The sequence below is a fragment of the Sphingomonas sp. M1-B02 genome (genome assembly GCF_026167525.1).
In the GTDB taxonomy this organism is placed as follows: Bacteria; Pseudomonadota; Alphaproteobacteria; order Sphingomonadales; family Sphingomonadaceae; genus Sphingomonas.
The window spans coordinates 2309108-2326794 of the sequence record NZ_CP110679.1; the positions used below are offsets into that span (position 1 = coordinate 2309108).

The window sequence follows — 17687 nt, forward strand, 5'->3', positions numbered from 1 at the left end:
TCGCCCCTTTGTCACGTCGGCAGGGCCCATCCCGGCCCGGCCCTTGAGCGACCGGGCTCTAACCGAACATCGGAAAGCGCGAAAGTCGTTACATCGCCTGCCCGCCCCGGACAACCTCGGCGCCCGCGTCGGGGATGCGCTCGACATGGTCGATCAGGCTCGCGAGCGTCCTGTCGAACGCCTCGGGCGATCCCCTGCCCTCGACATAGACGAAGCCCGCGGCCTGTGCGTCCAACCATGCCGCGTCATCGCGGTACAATCGCGCGCACTGCGCTGCGAATGTCTCGGCATCGGTGCCGGTCGCTAGGGTAGTGGCGTCGGCACCGAGCTGGGCGGCGAGCAAGGGGGTGGCCACGCACGGGATTCCCTCCCCCATTGCCTCCAGAACCTTCAGCGGGATGCCGGCGGCATAGCGCGTCGGCGCGACGAACAGCCGGCATTGCTCATAGAGCGGCTGCAAATCCTCGACCACGCCGTGAAAAAGGATCCGGTCGGATGCAAGCGCGGCGAGCTCGGCCGCGTCGAGCCGGCCCGACACGTGAAGCTTATAGCTGGTGCCCAACATGCGATCGAGCTGAGGCATGACTTCAGTAATGAACCAGAGCAGTGAATCTACATTCGGCGAATGTGCAGCGAGCCCGGTCAAGCGCCCGACGAACAACAGGTCTTCCCGACCGGCCGGGCCCGGCACCGCCTCGCGAACGTCCACCGCATGCGGGAGCACGAATACCGGCACGTCAAGCACCGAGCGGATCAAGTCGGCGTCACCCTGGCCCACCGCGGTTACGGCCTGAGCAGTGCGAGCAAGGTCGAGCTCGGCGGCGAGCGCCGCCTGATATTGCGAGCCCGACCACGGCGTTCCCAGCAGCGCGAGGCGCCGCTGGTCGCGCGGCGCCAGAACCGCTTCGGCATCGTAGACGATCGGGACGTGCTGGCCGTTCGGTCGCCAGTGCGCGGCGAGCATCGCTGCCATTGGCGCGGGCCGGCTGATGAACAGGACATCGAACCGGCTACCTTCGCGCCATAACAAGCGACGCAATCCGTGCGCGCCTCTGCCTGGGTGGAAGCGCACTGCCCCGCCGAACGCAGCATCCATTCGGTCGCATTCCGATTGCGTCGCGGCCATCGGATAATGTTCCACCACGTTCCCCGCCGCGACCAGCGACCGGACGATGGCGAATGCGCGAGGATAGCCCGCACCGAACACGGGATCGGGCAGCAGATCGTCGACGATCAGGATATGCCGCCGTCCATCCTGCCGTGCGGCAGCGGATCGCGGGCGTCGAACTAGCCGCTCGACGAGAAATGCGATTTCCTGGAGCGCATAGCTGGACTGGGTTAACCACCGGCGCGCTTGACGTCGCAACGCCGTGCTCCAGCGCCCACGGGTCGCGGACTTGCGAAGCGGCGGGAACGATTCGGGCAATGGGATTTTCCTCTGCCGGGGAAAAAAGCTAGCGAACCGCGCTGGCGGCCAAGACAGGTCCTTCGGGACTTCACTTGACTTGTCAACGTTTCGAACGAAAGCGCTTGGGGAAAGCGGGGAACCAAGGAATAGCATGACCAAGACTGTCATTGTCACTGGCATCAGCGGCCAAGATGGCGCCTATCTTGCTGAGAACCTGCTGAATCGTGGCTACATCGTCTATGGCACGTATCGCCGGACCAGCTCGGTCAATTTCTGGCGCATCGACGAGCTTGGCATCAGCGAGCATCCCAATCTCAAGCTTGTCGAATATGATCTCACCGACATGGGATCTGCGATCCGCCTGATCGAAACGTCCGAGGCGACCGAGGTCTATAATCTCGCCGCGCAGAGCTTCGTCGGAGTATCGTTCGATCAGCCGATCGCGACCGGGATGATCACGGGAATGGGCGCCGCCTACCTTCTCGAGGCGATTCGCACCGTCAATCGCGACGTCCGCTTCTATCAAGCCTCGACGTCGGAAATGTTCGGCAAGGTGCAGACCGTTCCGCAGATCGAGCAAACGTCATTCTATCCGCGAAGCCCCTACGGTGTCGCCAAGCTCTATGCGCATTGGCTGACGGTCAACTATCGCGAAAGCTTCGGCATCTTCGGGGCGAGCGGCATCCTTTTCAACCACGAGTCACCGTTGCGTGGGCGTGAATTCGTGACGCGAAAGATTACCGATACCGTCGCCAAGATCGCGCTCGGCAGAGCCGATACGCTTGAGCTCGGCAACCTCAACGCCAAGCGCGACTGGGGCTTTGCGCGGGATTATGTCGAGGGCATGCGGCTGATGCTGCAGCATCACACGGCCGACACCTTCGTGCTGGCGACCAATCGTACCGAGACGGTGCGCTATTTCGTTGAACTGGCCTTCGGCGAAGTCGGCATTGCACTCGACTGGCGCGGACAGGACGAAGAAGAGGTCGGCGTCGATCGTCAGACGGGCAAGACCCTCGTCAGGGTCAACCCGGCTTTCTATCGCCCCGCCGAAGTGGATGAACTGATCGGCGATCCCGCCAAGGCGACGCGGGAACTGGGCTGGGAGCCCACCGTGAAGCTCGAGGAGCTCGCCCGCATCATGGTCGAAGCCGATATGCGCCGGAACCGCGCGGGCTGGTCGTTCTAATGCGTGTCGCGCTCACCGGAGCCAATGGCTTCACCGGGCGCTACGTCGCGCAGGCACTGGCCGAGGCCGGAGCCAAATGTGTCCCGCTCGATGCGGAGCTTACGGACAAAGCGGCAATCGACCGGGCGGTGGCGGAGACCGATTTCGATAGCCTGATCCATCTGGCCGCGCTGGCTTTCGTGGCCGCGGAAGATTGGGAGGGCTTTTACACGGTAAACCAGCTCGGCACGTTTCACTTGCTCGATGCCGTCGCGCGCAAGCGCCCGGGCGCACGGTGTATCCTGGCTAGCAGTGCGCAGGTCTATGGTCCCGGCGTTGAGGGGTTGATCGCGGAAACCGCGCCGACTCATCCGGCCAATCATTATGCGGTCAGCAAGTTGTCGATGGAGCTCGGCGCGGCACAATGGCGCGACCGGCTCGACATCGTCGTCACGCGGCCGTTCAATTACACGGGCGTCGGCCAAGAGCCGCAGTATCTGATCCCGAAGATCGTCGACCATTTTCGCCGTCGCGCTGCGGTGATCGAGCTCGGCAACACCTGGGTGAAACGCGAGTTCGGTGACGTGCGTTCGGTCGCGCGTGCCTATGCCGGCATCGCGCTGGCTGAGAGTGTGCCGGCTTTGGTAAATATCGCGACAGCCGCCGTGCATTCGATCGACGAGGTGATCGGAACGCTGTCTGAAATCACCGGTCACGCCATCCAGGTACGCGTCAATCCTGCATTCGTTCGCACCAACGACGTAGCGGTGCTGGGCGGCGACCCCGCTCGGCTTCGCGCCGCTCTTCCCGAGTGGCGCCACCACAGCCTCGCCGAGACGCTGACCTGGATGTGCGACGAGCCCGAGCGCCACCAGCGAGCGTCACGTGATTCTGCATGAAGACGGCACATAACGTAGTCGCGAATGTCGGGGGCCGGCTCTGGACATTGCTGATGAACTTTGCGTTCATCCCCTTATATGTGCGCTTTATGGGCGTAGAGGCCTATGGCCTTGTCGGGTTCTTCGCGACGATGCTCGCGATTTTCAGCATCCTCGACATGGGGCTCAGCCTTGCGGTCAACCGCGAATTGGTTCGGCTTGATGCCGCGGGCGATATTGCGCGTTCCCGCAACCTTACGCGTACGCTGGAGCTGGTCTACTGGGTCGTCGGCGGCATTATCGCCCTCATGATCTATCTTGGCGCCGACTTCGTCACGCATCGCTGGCTCGAAGTGTCGCAACTCCCCGTCGAGACCGCCACGACGGCCGTACAGTTGATGGCCCTCGTGGCGCTGCTGCGTTGGCCAAGCGCGCTCTACATGGGCGTGCTAATGGGGCTGCGCGAGCATGTAGCCCTGAATCTGATCATGGCCGGCGTAGCTACCCTGGCGGGGGCCGGGGCGGTCCTCATCCTTTGGCAGGTCTCGCCGAGCGTGACAGCTTTTTTTGCTTGGCAGATCTTCGCCGCTGCAATCCAGGTCGCACTGCTGATATTCGTCACCTGGCGCAAGTTGCGGCTGCGTGGCCACCGCGCCGCGTTCGAGCTGTCCGCGCTCCGCGCGATCTACCGCTTCTCCGCGGGCATTTTCATCGTAACGATATTGTCGGTCATATTGATGCAGCTCGACAAGCTCGTGCTGAGCGCAACCTTATCGCTTACCGATTTCGGCTATTATACCTTGGCGTTCACGATCGGAAACGTGCTCGCAACCGTGGGCCTCGCCATCCATGGCGCGCTATTTCCTTCGCTTTCGCATGTGGTCGCGCTCGGCGACGAACGGGAGATCACCGCTTTCTATCACAAATGCTGTCAACTGATGGCCGCGGCGATCGTACCCGCAGGCGCAGTCCTGGCCTTATTCGCGCCGGAGCTGCTTCAGCTTTACCTCCACAATGCGGGAACGGCAGCGCGGATCACGCTCCTCGTCACGATCTTCGCCATTGCCAACACAATCTTCGCGATCATGATGATGCCGTACGCGCTCCAGCTCGCCTTTGGCTGGACTAGGCTCTCGATCTACAAGAACCTAATCGCGATCGCGATCTACATTCCGCTGCTGTTCGTCATGGTTCATTTTTTCGGTGCGATCGGCGCCGCTCTGGCATGGCTCATTCTTATGGCCGGCTATCTGCTGTTTGAGATCACGATTATGCACCGTCGCCTGCTGGCTGGCGAACGAGGGCGTTGGTATCTACAGGACGTCATGCTGCCTATCCTGCTGGGCGCAGGCATCGTCGGGGCCACGCGACTAGCCACGGGCGGCACGACCCCGCTCGTCGCAGTGGCCTTGGCTACGGTGGCCGGCGGCATTGCTACTTTAGCGATCGTATGGGCATCCGCCCCGCTGCGGGGATTCGCCTTGCAATTTCTTCGCAACTCACGATGGCGCGATGCCAGCCGCCAAAAGATGCTTTGATCCAAACCGCACGGAAAATCTGACATGCTCGATCCGATGGAACAGTCCCCCGCCAAATTCCTGTTCACCGCCCATGATAATCGGGGGAAGGCTGGCGATTTCGACTATTACGAGGCAAAGAACGGCCTGGTTTTCATCGATCGCATCCCGGAGGATCTCGGCCGTTATTATGAAGGCGGTTACGATCCTATTCCGAACGACGAAGCCGGGCTGGCACGGCTTTCCGGGGAGGACGCATACAAGATCGATGCCATCCGGCGACTGAAACCAGCGGGCCGCTACCTCGAGATTGGCCCCTGGATCGGCAAGGCGGCATACCAAGCGCACAAGGCTGGCTATCAGGTGTCGACGCTCGAGCAGAACCAGAGCTGCGTCGATCTTATGCGATTGGTCGGCATCGACGCGATCCAGACCGCCGATCCGGCAACCGCGCTACGCGGCTTGCGTACCGAAGGCCGGACGTTCGATGCGATCGCCCTGTGGCACAGCATCGAGCACCTTCCCCGCCCATGGGAAGTCTTGGCAGAAGCAATGGAGGCGCTGGCTCCCGGCGGCATCCTGCTGGTCTCGGCGCCCAACCCGCAAAGCGCGCAATTTCGTATCTTCGGCCAGCGCTGGTTCCATCTCGATGCGCCTCGCCATCTGTACCTGCTTCCGATCTCGGTCGTGAAATCGATCGGCGAGCGCCATGGCATGAAGATGCTGGAGGCCACGACCGACGATGTGCGCGGCGTCGTCGAGGACGATCATGCCTGGTGGTGGCAAGTACACCGCGTGTTGCGGCACATTCCGGTCGCTCGTCGCTTAGTGCCGCCCTTCCTCGCGCCGCGGCTCAAGAAGCGGTTTCGCCGGCCCGACGCACTGGATGGCGCGTCCTATACGGTCACGCTGCAGAAATCGGCCGCCTCATCGGCGCTCAGCGGCGCCGCTCACGCCACCTGAGGCGCGCGACCGCCGCAGCGTCGACGAGGCGTTCGATTGGGCGGATCCAGCGTGACCCACTCCGACTGATCCAGCCTTCCGGTGGTACGTCTGGCGAGAGAATGGCAAACTGCGCGTGCAATCGCGCCATCCTTTCGCGAGTCGCTGGCGTCAGGAGCGGGCGTACAACGGGCCGGCCAAGATGCGCGATTTCGCGGCCGATGAGGCAGCTCAGCGCATCGCGGCCCTGAACGCTGCGCACGAATTCCTCCATCTCGCTAGCGATCACCTCCACGAAGCGATCAAGCCCTTCGACATAAGCGTTCAGCGTGGCGCTCGACAGGCTGCTCGAGGTGCTGCCGGTATGCAGTCGATAGTGGCACAACACTGCGGGGGTCGCGGCTTTGCGGCCGAGCCGGCTGAGGCGGACGAACAGGATATGGTCCGCGTAGAGAAGCTTGGGAAAGTCCGGGAAGCCGCCAACCGCGCGATAGTCCCGGCCACGGAAGACATAGCCCGTGCCGTACGAATCACGAATCCCCCAGCAGAGCGCCGCGGCGAGTTCGCGCCAGGTCTCGCTCGCCGGCACCGGTTTGCACGCCCGGATGCGCTTCCCCACTGAATCGATGAGGTCGAACGCCGATTGGTAGAGGGTGGCATCGGGATTCGTCTCGGCGAGCCACCGCATCTCTGCGACGAAATCCGGGTTCAGGCGATCATCGTGCCCGATCGTGGTCACCAGTTGGTCGCGCACATCGTTGGCATCGAGCCAGTCGCGGATGCGCTGCCAGTTCTCTACGATGTCAAGCGATCGGTCGGCGGGGAGCAACTCGACACGTTCGTCGGCGAGCGAGCGGACGATCGACACAGTCGCGTCGGTGCTGCCATTTTCGAGCACGATCAGCCGCCAATCGGGATCGTTCTGATCGAGGACGCTGCGGATCGCCTCCTCGATATAGTCGGCGCCGTTCCGCACCGGCAAGAAGATCAGCATAGCCCCCGACACGATATTCCCCCAGGCGTTAGCGCCGGTCGAGCGCCTACCCCCGGTCGACAGGTCGGCACAAGAGCGTCAGAAGCCGAGCGCGGGTGCGGCCGGCGCGGAGGGAAGGCGTACGAGGTTGCTGGAAGCGCGCACCGTCGAGCGGTCCAAACGCGCATCGCGGAAGATGCTCACGGCCTCCTTGGTTCGTCCGCCGGGCGCCGAGAAGCGGTTCGCCGTCAATTCAATGTCGCGCATGTCGCCGTTCACGAAGGCGAGCGCGACGCCGAACTTGCCCGTTGCAAGGCCGCAATCGACAAAGCGATTGTCTACGAGCTTGAGCCCCCGCACCGACCGCACCCACAAGCCGTACCCGGCGCGGGCATAGCCGATCCGGGTAAAGCTGTTGTCTTCGAGCGTCACGTTCGCGCTTGCGGTCGTGTAGCCCAGCTCCGCCGCTTCCTCGCAGTCGGCGAAGCGGTTCGACGTCAGCGTGAGGCCGCGCATCCCGTGGAGGATGAAGGGCTTCGCGCAGTTACTGACGCTATTGTTCGCGATTTTCACGTCATAGGGCCGGTCGTTGGTCAGGGCCTCGTCCCCGCCGAAGCCATTGGCGGAAAAGCCTCCATGGCGCCCTTCGATCACGTTGCCGGTGATGGTGAAGCCCTGAATCGGCACCCGCACATACATGTTGGATAGAAGGGTCAGCGCCACAGCAAACCCGCCGCCGCCCTTAAAGTGATTGTCCCGTACCGTGACGTTGCGGATGATCGCGAAGGGCTCGTCGGGCTCGAAGTCGATCGATCCCGGCATGGGGGCGCCCGTCAGCGCGTTCATGGGATCTGCCTCGCTCACGCCGCCATCGCCGTTGCGAGTCGTGTTGAGAAAGCGCGATTTTTCGATCACCAGACCGTCGCAATCGAGCACCGAGATCGCGTTGCGATTGTTCGCATTGACGCCGTCGAACAGACAATCGGTGACCAGGACATTGCGATTGTGGCGCTCGTGCGCGCGGATCGTCGACGATCCGATATAGAGCCCGTCGCCCCGGAACCCCCGAAATGCCACGCGCTCGATCACTGCCCCGGAAACGCCGCTCAGCATGACAAGATAATTGAACTGGCTGAAACCGCGCTTCGCGACATCGTCTTCGAAGGTCAGGTCGCGAATGTGAATTCCGGTCAGATTCTTGCGCGTGTCCGCCGAGCCGCTGTCGGCGTGCAGGATGAAAGGCGCGGACCTCGCATATGAGCGGGAGAAGATCGTCCTCTCCATCCCGTCGCCGAAAAGCCTGAAGCCCGACGGCAACAGATCCTCGGCCGTCGTCGCGACGAGGTAGCGCCCGCCTGGTCCGCTTCCCCCGCCCGCGGGGGCGTGAATCGGGAGCCCACGTTCCGCTGCGCGGAACAGGCTCGCCGTGTCGTCGGGATCCCCGCTCCTGCGAAACGTCGGCAGCGAGATCGCGTCATCGGGATCCCGCGCGAACAATCGTGGCGCGACTCCGATCGCTACGCCGCCCCCGGCTGCCGCCGCCATCCCGAAAAGGAGGCCCCGCCGGCGCCGATCGATCGGAGGCAGGGATGCGGGTGAAGCCATGATCGGTGTCCTTCATTGCTGAATCGCTTCAAGCTTGGAATGTCGAAAGTGAACGCAGCATGATATAAAAGCGCTCCCGGGACACGCTGGATGAGTGCAGTTTCGTTCTGCTCTGATGCCGTTTTCGCACCCGCATACGGCAGTTTGGGCAGGAGCAGTCACGTGCGCCTGCGCAGGCAAGTGCATTTGCGCGGCTGCTCGGATAAAGCGGGCCGATATGATCGCGCCACGACCCGTTCGGGCCTGCAAATGATGAGGGATTAACAGTGAGCGTGCTTCTGTTGGAACTGAACGAGATCAACTTCGACGATGTGCGACGCTATGTCGCAATGGGCTTCTTGCCGACGCTGGGTGCGCTGATCGCGAAGCATGGGGTTTCAGAGACGACCTCCGAGCGCGAATATGACGAGCTTGAGCCGTGGATCCAGTGGGTGACCGCGCATTCGGGCCTGTCGCTCGCCGACCATGGCGTGTTCCGCCTCGGCGACATCCTAGCGCATGACGACATCGTCCAGATCTGGGAAGTGCTGGAGGCGCAGGGGCTCTCGGTCGGCGCGATCAGTCCGATGAACGCGTCGAACCGCTGCGTCGATCCCGCCTTTTTCGTGCCAGATCCCTGGACCGCGGCCAAGGTGTCGGGCCCTAACATGCTAAAGCGCCTCTACGCGCCGATCGCGCAGGCGGTGAATGACAACGCGACCGGCCGGATTACCGCGCGCTCGGCGGTGGACCTAATTCTAGGCCTCCTCGCCTATGCGCGCCCCGCCAATTATACGCGCTACGTGGCGCTGGTCGCGGCGGCCGCGAAAGGCGACAAATGGGCGAAGGCGATGTTCCTCGACACGCTGCTCGCCGACGTATTCATCCGGTCGGTCGCCAAGTCGCGGCCACAATTCGCGTCGCTGTTCCTCAACGCCGGCGCGCATATTCAGCATCACTATCTGTTTAATTCAAAAGTCTATGAGGGCGAGGGCCGCAACCCCGACTGGTATGTCGCCGCCGACCGCGATCCGGTCCTGGAAGTCTATTCGCTCTACGACCGCACTGTCGCGCAGATAATCGCCGCCTTTCCGCAATCGCGCATCCTGATGGCGACCGGACTGCACCAGAACCCGCACGGCACGACGACCTTCTATTGGCGGATCAGGGATCATGAGAGCTTCCTGAAGACGCATGACGTCCCGTTCGAGCGCGTCGAACCGCGCATGTCGCGCGATTTCCTGATCTATTGCCGCGACGCCGACGAGGCTTTGCGTGCCGAGGCTCGGCTTGCACAATGCGTGGGCGAATCGGGCGAGCGGCTGTTCAGCGTCGACAATCGCGGCGACAGCCTGTTCGTAATGCTCTCGTGGCCGCACGATATCCCCACGGACTTCACTTATCGCGTCGGCAACAGCTCTCGCGGCGGCCTTCGCGATTCAGTTAGTTTCGTCGCCATCAAGAACGGCGAACATGACGGGGTTGGCTATTTCATTGACACGGGTGTCGATGAAGCGAGCGAGCGCTTTGCGCTGGCGGATCTCCCACGCCGGATCGCAGAGGCATGTGGGGCCACATGGCATCCTCCCGGCGCGCCAGCCCAGGCCTGATTCGACGTAAAGTGGCGGATATCCTCGCCCGACTAGATCGTCGTCTAGGGCATCGCTGGAAAGGCAGGCCGCGTTGATCGCTGGTTTCGACGGCAATCGCGCCGGCGCGGGACCGTGGCCGAGCCGATCGACGGCGCGTCGCAGCCGCTTCAGATCGCGGTGGCAATCAAATGCTCGCGAAGCCAGGCGAGCCCGCGGTCCGTGGCGCGCGCGCTGTGGAACTGCATCATCTCGCGCATGACCGGAAGCGGGAACGGAGGCTCATGGACAGCAAGCGCGAGCTGCGGCGCCAGCTCGCGCGCGAGACGCTCATGCATCAGCGCGACGCGGGTGGTACCTGGCAACATCCAGGGGACCTGGGTGAAGGCCGCACAGATCACTTCGATCCGGCGTTGCTCGCTTTGGCCCCGCAGGAAATTGTCGATGAACGTCCCGTCGCGCGAAACGCTGACGACGACATGCCCGCTGTCGTAGAAAGTCTGGGCGTCGAGCGGCCGCTGCAGCGCCGGGTTGTTGGCACAGCCGACGACCACATGCCGTTCCTCGAACACAAGCTCACGCGGATGATCGGGGCTCAGGAACTGCTCGGGAGAGATGAGCAGATCGATCTCGCCATGATCGAGCTGCTCGAGGATATCCGATGTCGGCAACGTGATCTCGATCTGGACGTTGGGCGCCTCGCGCTGGAGCGACCGGAGCGCGGGGCCGATCAGAACCGTCGTGATATAATCGGACGCTACAATGCGGAAACGGCGGCGCGATTGCGCGGGTTCGAAGCGCATGCCGCTTGCCAGGATGCCGCGCAGGTTCATCACCGCCGCGGCGACATGCGGCGCGAGCGACAAGGCGCCGGGCGTCGGCACCATCCGCTTGCCATGCTGGACCAGGATTTCGTCGGAAAAGGCCTCCCGCAGCCGCTTCAGCGCCGCGCTCATCGCCGACTGGGTGAGATTCAGCCGCGCGGCGGCGCGCGTGACGCCCCGTTCCTCGATCAATACGTCGAAGGCGATCAGCAGGTTGAGATCGAATTGATCGAGCCGCATGCATCATTTCCATTTGTGAAGGATGAGCTGGATAACTCTCTATATTTGTTGAGACGTAATTTCCATCGTTCCCATCCCGCGGCCTCGGGCAGCTCCTGTCCCTTACGGAGAGGACAGACGGTCGAAGCGCCTTGGGCTAGCGCGGAACCAAACCCGGGAGAGACGTGAATGCTAGCCGATAACAAAGTCATCATCACCGTCGCCATCAACGGCGGCATGCAGCAGGATCGCGATGGCGCAGTCGTGCCGAAGCAGCCCGCCGAGATCGGCGAGGCGGCGGCGCGCTGCTACGAAGCCGGCGCATCGATGGTCCATTTCCATGCGCGGGGGCCCGATGGCGCCAATAGCGGCGACAAGGCGATCTATGCCGAGGCGATTCGCGAGATTCGCGCGCGCTCGCCGATCCTCGTCCAGACGACCAACGGCATCGGCGTGCGCCGCGATCCGGCGACGGGCCAGCTACACTGGCCGTCGGACGAAGAGCGGCTGGGCATCCTCCAAATCGATCCGCCGCAGGATCTTTTCGGCATCGCAGCCGGATCGGCCGATTTCTACAATCCGGGCGGCAACTATCCCGGCGAGACGCCCTATGTGAACTCGCCCGAGCTGCTGAAGAGCACGATCAAGGCAGTTTATGCGCGCGGCTCGGCGCTCGAATATGAAGTCGTCGAGGCAAGCGCGCTGCACCGGCTGCTGCGCTACGCCAATGAAGGCATTTTCGATCGCGACCGCGACAATATGTGGCTGCTCCACGGCGGCGGCTTCGGCGCCACCCCCGCGATCGCGCGCAACGTCATCTTCTCGATCGACGAAGGCCTTCGGCTGTTCCCCAAGGCGATCGTCGGCGTCACCGCGACCGGGCGCGACATGTTCCGCTTCGTGACGCTGGGCCTGGCGATGGACTGCGATCTGGTCCGCGTCGGCCTGGAAGACAGCATCCATCTGCCCGACGGATCGGTCGCGCGCGACAATGTCGACATGGTGCGTGCCGCCGTCGAGATCGCGAAGATCTATGGTGCCAAGCCGGCCACGGTCGAGGAGGCACGGGCGCGGTTCGGCCTGAAATCCTGACGGCTTCACTGTCCTTCGCGTGAGGGACAGAACGGGCTCGTCGGAGCCGGTAAGACACAAAGAAAATAGAAACACGATAGGAGAGCATATGTCGAACCGGCTTTTGACGCTGCTGACAGGAACTGCCTTGCTGAGCATGGCACCCGCATTGGCACATGCCCAGGATGCGGCGGGCGGCACGGCCGTGCCCCCCACAGCCGGTGCGTCGCAGGACGATCCGGTCGAGCTCGAGGACATCGTCGTCACCGCGCAGCGGCGCGAGGAGAACCTGCAGCGCGCCGCCGTGTCGGTGACGGCCGTCTCGGGCGAAGCACTAGCGACCCGCGGCGTCACGACCGCGGCGGAGCTCACCCAGGTGGCGCCGGCGCTGCAGGTATCGCCTGCAGCCGGACCCTATACGGTCTTCACGATCCGCAGCGTCAGCAATTTCGGCGGCAACGCCTTCTCGGACCCGGCTATCGCGGTCAATATGGCCGGCGTGTACCTTGCCACGCCGACCGCGGTGCAGGGCCTCTTCTACGATCTCGAGCGTGTGGAGGTCCTGAAGGGACCGCAGGGCACGCTCTATGGCCGCAACGCGACCGGCGGAGCGATCAACATCCTGCCCCAGCGCGCGCTGATCGGCGAGACCGGGGCGCTGCTCAACCTCGAGGTCGGCAATTACCAGCGCGTCGCGGCGTCCGGCGCGGTCAACGTGGCGCTCGGCGAGCGCAGCGCGCTGCGCGGCGCATTTCAGGTTCTCAATCGCCAAGGCTATTTCTCCGACGGCACCGAAGACGAAGTCGGCCAGGCGGCACGGCTTTCCTACCGGTTCGAGCCTTCGAGCGCAGTCACGCTCGACATCGTCGGCGACTATACCCACCAGGGCGGACGCGGCGGCGGCGCCACCGTGCTCAAGCGCTGCGGGACCGAGAATTGCTTCTATGGCGATCCCTGGACCAGCCTGTCGGATCAGGACGCGGCCTATGCGCCCGTCGCTCCGCAGAGCGAGCGGCAGTTCATCGACAGCCATTATTACGGCATCCTCGCGAATCTGGACGTCAAGACGGATCTAGGCACCCTGACGCTGATCCCGGCCTATCGAAAGTCGGACATCCGCTACAACAGCACCCAGGCCGGCTTCCAGATCCTCGAGGAGCAGCAGCCCGAGCAGCTCTCGATGGAAGCGCGGTTCGCCTCGCCCTCCGGCAACCGGTTCGGCTGGCTGCTCGGCGCTTATTATCTCAACACCAGCGCCACGGCCCGTTCGAACACCGAAAGTGCTGCGGCGCGGACCTATAGCGATCAGCTGATCAACACGTCGGGCGAAACCGCGGCCGGCTTCGGCCAGCTGACCTTCGCGGTCACGCCTGAACTGCGCCTGACCGGCGGCCTCCGCTACACCTGGGAGCGCAAGACCAGCGACAGCGAGCGCTACACGGTGCGCAACGTGCCCGGCCCCGATCCGCTGATCCCGGTCGTTCCGGTCGGCCCGCCGGCGTTCGTCGTCGACCAATCGCTGACCTTCGACGCGGTCACCTGGCGCGCCGGTGTCGAATTCGATGCGGGGCCGCGGTCGCTGCTCTATGCCAATGTCGGGACCGGCTTCAAGGCGGGCGGCTTCTTCCTGGGGCCGGTGGGCGCCAACACCTATGATCCGGAAAAGGTCACGGCCTATACGATCGGGACGAAGAATCGCTTCTTCAACAATCGCCTCCAGCTCAATGCCGAAGCGTTCCTGCTCGATTATCGCGACCAGCAGCTCGGCTACGTCAAGCTGATCCCGCCCGCGGTGGTGCTCGTCACCGAGAATATCGGCCAGGTCCGCACGAAGGGCGTCGAGCTCGAAGCCGAACTGCTGGTGACCGATACCACAAGGCTGGGCCTGCAGGCGCAGTGGCTCGATGCCCGGGTCAACGAGCTGGTCTATAATACGATCGCCACCCCCGCCGCCTCGTCGCAATGCCGGATCACCGGCACTATCGTCGATTGCAGCGGCCTTCGCGCGCTGCGCTCGCCCGAATGGGTGTTCGCCGGCTCGATCGAGCAGCGCTTCCCGCTCGCCTCGGGCGACAGCATCGTCGCCAATCTCTTCAGCCGCTATGAAGGGCCCCGCGAACTCGATATCGGCTATATCCCCGAAACCAAGGCGGGCAGCTCGACGCGGACCGACGCGGTGCTTACCTATCGCCTCGAAGGCAGGGGGCTGAGCGTCAGCGCCTTCGTCAACAATATCGAGGACAAGGTCGTCATCAGCAACGCGACTCCCAACCCGTCTTATTCGGCCAACGGCGTCGTCGCGGTGACGCTACGTGCGCCCCGCACCTTCGGCGTGCGCCTGTCGGGAGCGTTCTGATCCCGGTGCGACCCGTCTCCAACCCCAGCGCGCCAGTGTCGACGCTCGTCATCGTCGCGACTTGCGCGCTGGTCTATTTCCTCGACGGGCTGGTCCATACGATCATGGGCCCGCTCGCGCCGGAATTCGCGCCGGCGCTGGGGATCGACAGCGCCGCGCTGGGGCCGATCTTCTCGGCCAATCTGATCGGCCAGTGCATCGGCCTGATCGCGCTGCCTCCCGTGGCTGCGCGTTTCGGCGATCGCTGGACGGTCGGGCTGACGCTTGCCGGCTTCGGCATCGCCCAGGCGGCGACCGGTCTGGCGGGGAGCGGCAGCGACCTGTTCTGGATGCGGTTGGTGACCGGGATTTTCCTGGGCGGCTGCCTGCCCAGCTGCCTGGCGATGGTGACGGCGGCGGCGCCACCGCAGCGGCGTGGGCTCGCGATCACGGCCTTGTTCACCGGCTATGGCCTGGGTGCTACGATGGCCGGCATGGTCGCAGTCGCCTTCGTCGACCTGGGCGGGTGGCGGATGGCGATGGCGGCGATCGGGCTGCTCTGCCTGGCGAGCGCGTTGGTTGCCCTGGTCTTCCTGCGCGACGTCGTCGATCCCGACGCCTCGGCCGACGATCTCCAGACCAAGCCCAACCCCCTCACCTTGCTGTCGCCGCACTATCGCCTCGGCACCCTGATGCTGTGGCTGGTGTTCATCTCGATGCTAACGATCAGCTATTGCCTCAGCTCGTGGCTGCCGGTGCTGCTGGTGCGGCTGGGCTATGACGCGTCGTTCGCGGCGCTGGCGCTGTCGATCTTCTCGTTCGGCGGGATCGCCGCGGCGCTGTGCGTCGGACTGCTGATAGATCGCTTCGGCGCAACGCGAGTTATCGTCGGCTGCATGCTGATCTCCGCGCTACTGTTCCTGGCGACCGCGCAGGTCATCGGGACCTCGTCCGCGCTCGCCTTGCAGGCGATGCTGGCGCTGTGCGGCTTCTTCGCGCTGGGCGCCTATGGCGGGGTCAACGTCATCCTGGCGAGCTTCTATCCCTATCGATTGCGTTCCACCGGCATCGGCTGGGCCAAGAGTATCGGCCGGATCGGCACCGTCGCCGCGCCGATGCTGATCGGGCTCCAGCTGCAGGCCGGCATCGCCGAGACCACGATCCTGGCCTCCTTTGCCGCGCCCGCGCTGCTGGCCGCGATTGCGCTGGTGGCCATGAATGTGTTCAAGAGACCGGGAATCGCACCTGACCGGCCTTGAGCCTCAGGGCGGCAGGAGAGCCTAGTGTCCTATATCCGCAAGATCGAGGAGTGGCGTGCGCCCGTCTCGATGGGAGCGATCTACGAACGCTTGCTGCAAACCACGGGCACCGAGCAGTTCGGACCGGCGATCCATGATGCGGTGATGACCGTCACCGGCGGCGCGCGGCGCATCTATCTGTTCGAGGCGACTGGGCGCGAGAATAGCGACCTGCAATATTTCTTCTGCGAGCCGCGGCTCGAGGCGATGCTGCCGGCCTACAGCCAGCATTATCATAATATCGATCCGGTCTGCGATGCCTACAGCGCCGCCCCCTGCGTCAGCGACATCGCGATCCAGCGGATCCGGCCCGAGGATATCGGCTCGGACGAGTTTCGCCGCCGCTTCTTCGATCAGGCCGGGATCGTCGAGCGCGTCTCGATCATCCAGCGCGGCGCGCATGCCTGGCGCGTGATCAACGTCGCCCGCCATCGCTCGACCGGCATCTTCAGCGACGGCGAGCTCGACGCGCTGCTCGGGCTCGCGCGGCTGGCGCTGCCGATGCTGCCGCTCAATCGCCGCCGCGCGCTGGCGCGGTCGCCGAGCGCGCAGCATGTCGAAGACCGGCTGCACCTGCTTTGCCCGAGCCTCACCCGGCGCGAGCAGGAGGTGTGCGCGCGCGCGACGGTCGGCATGTCGGTCGAGGCGACCGCGATCGACCTCGGCATCGCGAAGACCAGCGTAATGACCTATCGCAAGCGCAGCTACCAGCGTCTGGGGATCACGAGCGTGCACGAGCTTTGCGCGCTTCTCGCGCATTGAGGCATCGCCAATCGCGCTGCTTGACGGAGGAAGTCGGCACGTCCCGCAACCCTTAGGCGCGGTGGGCGCGACCGCACGCTGGTGGCGGTGAGCGACGTCCGAATGCCGCGCGATCGAGATGATCGCCGGCGGCGGGCCCAGACCCCCTTCCTGACTTTCGGCAGCCGCGTCGCGATGCGCGCGGGCGAAGGGCGTCGTCGTTCGGGGAATCGATCAGCGGGTGATGGCGGGCTGACGGCAGGCGGGGCGTTTGCGAGGGGTCATCCGGTTTCGGTCGGCACCGGCTCCAGGACGATATGTCCGACGGCGGTGTTGCTGGCGGGCACATGATAATGGCGATGCAGCTGGCGGGTGGTCCGGCCCATCGCGCCGCGCATGATCAGCCACATCACCATCTCGATCCCCTCCGATCCGGTCTCGCGCAGATATTCGAGATGCGGGATCCGGCGTAGTTCGTCGCTGTCGCCGACGAGGCGGTCGAGGAAGCGATTGTCCCAGTCGCGGTTGATCAGCCCGGCGCGCGTGCCCTGGAGCTGGTGGCTGAGCCCGCCGGTGCCCCACACCTGGACGTTGAGATCCTCGGGATAGCTCGCGACGGCGCGGGCGATCGCTTCGCCGAGCGCCCAGCAGCGGTTGCCCGAGGGCGGCGGATAGGTGACGACGTTGACTGCCAGCGGGATTACCTTGCACGGCCAGGCCGGCACCTGCCCGAACACCACCGACAGCGGCACGGTCAGCCCGTGATCGACGTCCATCTCGTTGATGATCGTCATGTCGAATTCGTCGAGTATCAGGCTCTGGGCAATGTGCCAGGCGAGATCGGGGTGGCCTTCCACCACCGGCACCGGGCGCGGGCCCCAGCCCTCGTCGGCGGGCTTGAAGCTTTCGCCGCAGCCGATCGCGAAGGTCGGGATGATCCGCATGTCGAATGCCGAGGCATGATCGTTGAAGACCAGGATGACGACGTCGGGTTTCGCGACTTCCCGTTCCCAGATACGGGTCCATTCGTAGCCCGCGAGGACCGGCTGCCAATATGGCTCGCCGGTCTTGCCATGATCGATCGCGGCGCCGATCGCGGGGACGTGGCTGGTGCCGACACCTGCGGTGATGCGTGCCATC

The 17687-nt window shown here is 64.2% G+C and carries 14 protein-coding genes; 9 read left to right on the forward strand and 5 right to left on the reverse strand.

Annotation, left to right across the window (positions count from 1 at the left end; all coding sequences use genetic code 11):
- Nucleotides 1–88: 88 nt before the first annotated feature.
- Nucleotides 89–1366, reverse strand: coding sequence for a glycosyltransferase (locus tag OKW87_RS11090; RefSeq protein ID WP_265539480.1), 1278 nt, complete (start codon nucleotides 1364–1366; stop codon nucleotides 89–91).
- A 193-nt stretch (nucleotides 1367–1559) separates the two neighbouring features.
- Between OKW87_RS11090 and gmd the strand changes: the two genes are divergently transcribed.
- The 4 genes from gmd to OKW87_RS11110 are packed head-to-tail and all read left to right on the forward strand — an operon-like array spanning nucleotide 1560 to nucleotide 5934.
- Nucleotides 1560–2597: a GDP-mannose 4,6-dehydratase gene (gmd, locus tag OKW87_RS11095; RefSeq protein WP_265539482.1), complete on the forward strand. Its 1038-nt coding sequence runs from the start codon at nucleotides 1560–1562 to the stop codon at nucleotides 2595–2597.
- Entirely contained in the window at nucleotides 2597–3475 is an 879-nt protein-coding gene (locus OKW87_RS11100) for a GDP-mannose 4,6-dehydratase (protein ID WP_265539484.1), read from the forward strand. Before gmd ends, OKW87_RS11100 begins: the two co-directional genes overlap by 1 nt.
- A complete protein-coding gene (locus OKW87_RS11105; RefSeq protein WP_265539486.1) occupies nucleotides 3472–4992 on the forward strand; it encodes an oligosaccharide flippase family protein in 1521 nt (506 codons plus the stop codon). Before OKW87_RS11100 ends, OKW87_RS11105 begins: the two co-directional genes overlap by 4 nt.
- A gap of 24 nt (nucleotides 4993–5016) precedes the next feature.
- Entirely contained in the window at nucleotides 5017–5934 is a 918-nt protein-coding gene (locus OKW87_RS11110; RefSeq protein ID WP_265539488.1) for a class I SAM-dependent methyltransferase, read from the forward strand.
- On the opposite strand, the gene OKW87_RS11115 is transcribed toward OKW87_RS11110, so the two are convergent.
- Both OKW87_RS11115 and OKW87_RS11120 read right to left on the reverse strand, forming a co-directional pair.
- On the reverse strand, nucleotides 5909–6907 hold the full coding sequence (locus OKW87_RS11115) for a glycosyltransferase family 2 protein (RefSeq protein ID WP_265539490.1): 999 nt from the start codon (nucleotides 6905–6907) through the stop codon (nucleotides 5909–5911). The genes OKW87_RS11110 and OKW87_RS11115 overlap by 26 nt on opposite strands.
- Nucleotides 6908–6985: 78 nt before the next feature.
- Entirely contained in the window at nucleotides 6986–8491 is a 1506-nt protein-coding gene (locus OKW87_RS11120) for a right-handed parallel beta-helix repeat-containing protein (protein ID WP_265539493.1), read from the reverse strand.
- A gap of 266 nt (nucleotides 8492–8757) precedes the next feature.
- Between OKW87_RS11120 and OKW87_RS11125 the strand changes: the two genes are divergently transcribed.
- Nucleotides 8758–10080, forward strand: a complete 1323-nt coding sequence (locus OKW87_RS11125) for a hypothetical protein (RefSeq protein WP_265539495.1) — start codon at nucleotides 8758–8760, stop codon at nucleotides 10078–10080.
- Nucleotides 10081–10229: 149 nt separating this feature from the next.
- Here OKW87_RS11125 and OKW87_RS11130 read toward each other — a convergent pair whose 3' ends face one another.
- Nucleotides 10230–11123: a LysR family transcriptional regulator gene (locus OKW87_RS11130; RefSeq protein ID WP_265539497.1), complete on the reverse strand. Its 894-nt coding sequence runs from the start codon at nucleotides 11121–11123 to the stop codon at nucleotides 10230–10232.
- Nucleotides 11124–11291: 168 nt separating this feature from the next.
- Here OKW87_RS11130 and OKW87_RS11135 point away from each other — a divergent pair, with 168 nt between their 5' ends.
- From OKW87_RS11135 to OKW87_RS11150, 4 genes are all read left to right on the forward strand, one after another.
- On the forward strand, nucleotides 11292–12194 hold the full coding sequence (locus OKW87_RS11135) for a 3-keto-5-aminohexanoate cleavage protein (protein WP_265539499.1): 903 nt from the start codon (nucleotides 11292–11294) through the stop codon (nucleotides 12192–12194).
- A 136-nt stretch (nucleotides 12195–12330) separates the two neighbouring features.
- Nucleotides 12331–14529: a TonB-dependent receptor gene (locus OKW87_RS11140; RefSeq protein WP_265539501.1), complete on the forward strand. Its 2199-nt coding sequence runs from the start codon at nucleotides 12331–12333 to the stop codon at nucleotides 14527–14529.
- A gap of 35 nt (nucleotides 14530–14564) precedes the next feature.
- A complete protein-coding gene (locus tag OKW87_RS11145; RefSeq protein ID WP_265539503.1) occupies nucleotides 14565–15767 on the forward strand; it encodes an MFS transporter in 1203 nt (400 codons plus the stop codon).
- 24 nt (nucleotides 15768–15791) lie between these two features.
- Nucleotides 15792–16568 carry a helix-turn-helix transcriptional regulator gene (locus OKW87_RS11150; RefSeq protein ID WP_265539504.1) on the forward strand — a complete coding sequence of 259 codons (777 nt, stop codon included), beginning with the start codon at nucleotides 15792–15794 and terminating at the stop codon, nucleotides 16566–16568.
- Nucleotides 16569–16828: 260 nt separating this feature from the next.
- On the opposite strand, the gene OKW87_RS11155 is transcribed toward OKW87_RS11150, so the two are convergent.
- Nucleotides 16829–17686, reverse strand: a complete 858-nt coding sequence (locus OKW87_RS11155) for a class III extradiol dioxygenase subunit beta (protein WP_265539506.1) — start codon at nucleotides 17684–17686, stop codon at nucleotides 16829–16831.
- Nucleotide 17687 lies beyond the last annotated feature (1 nt).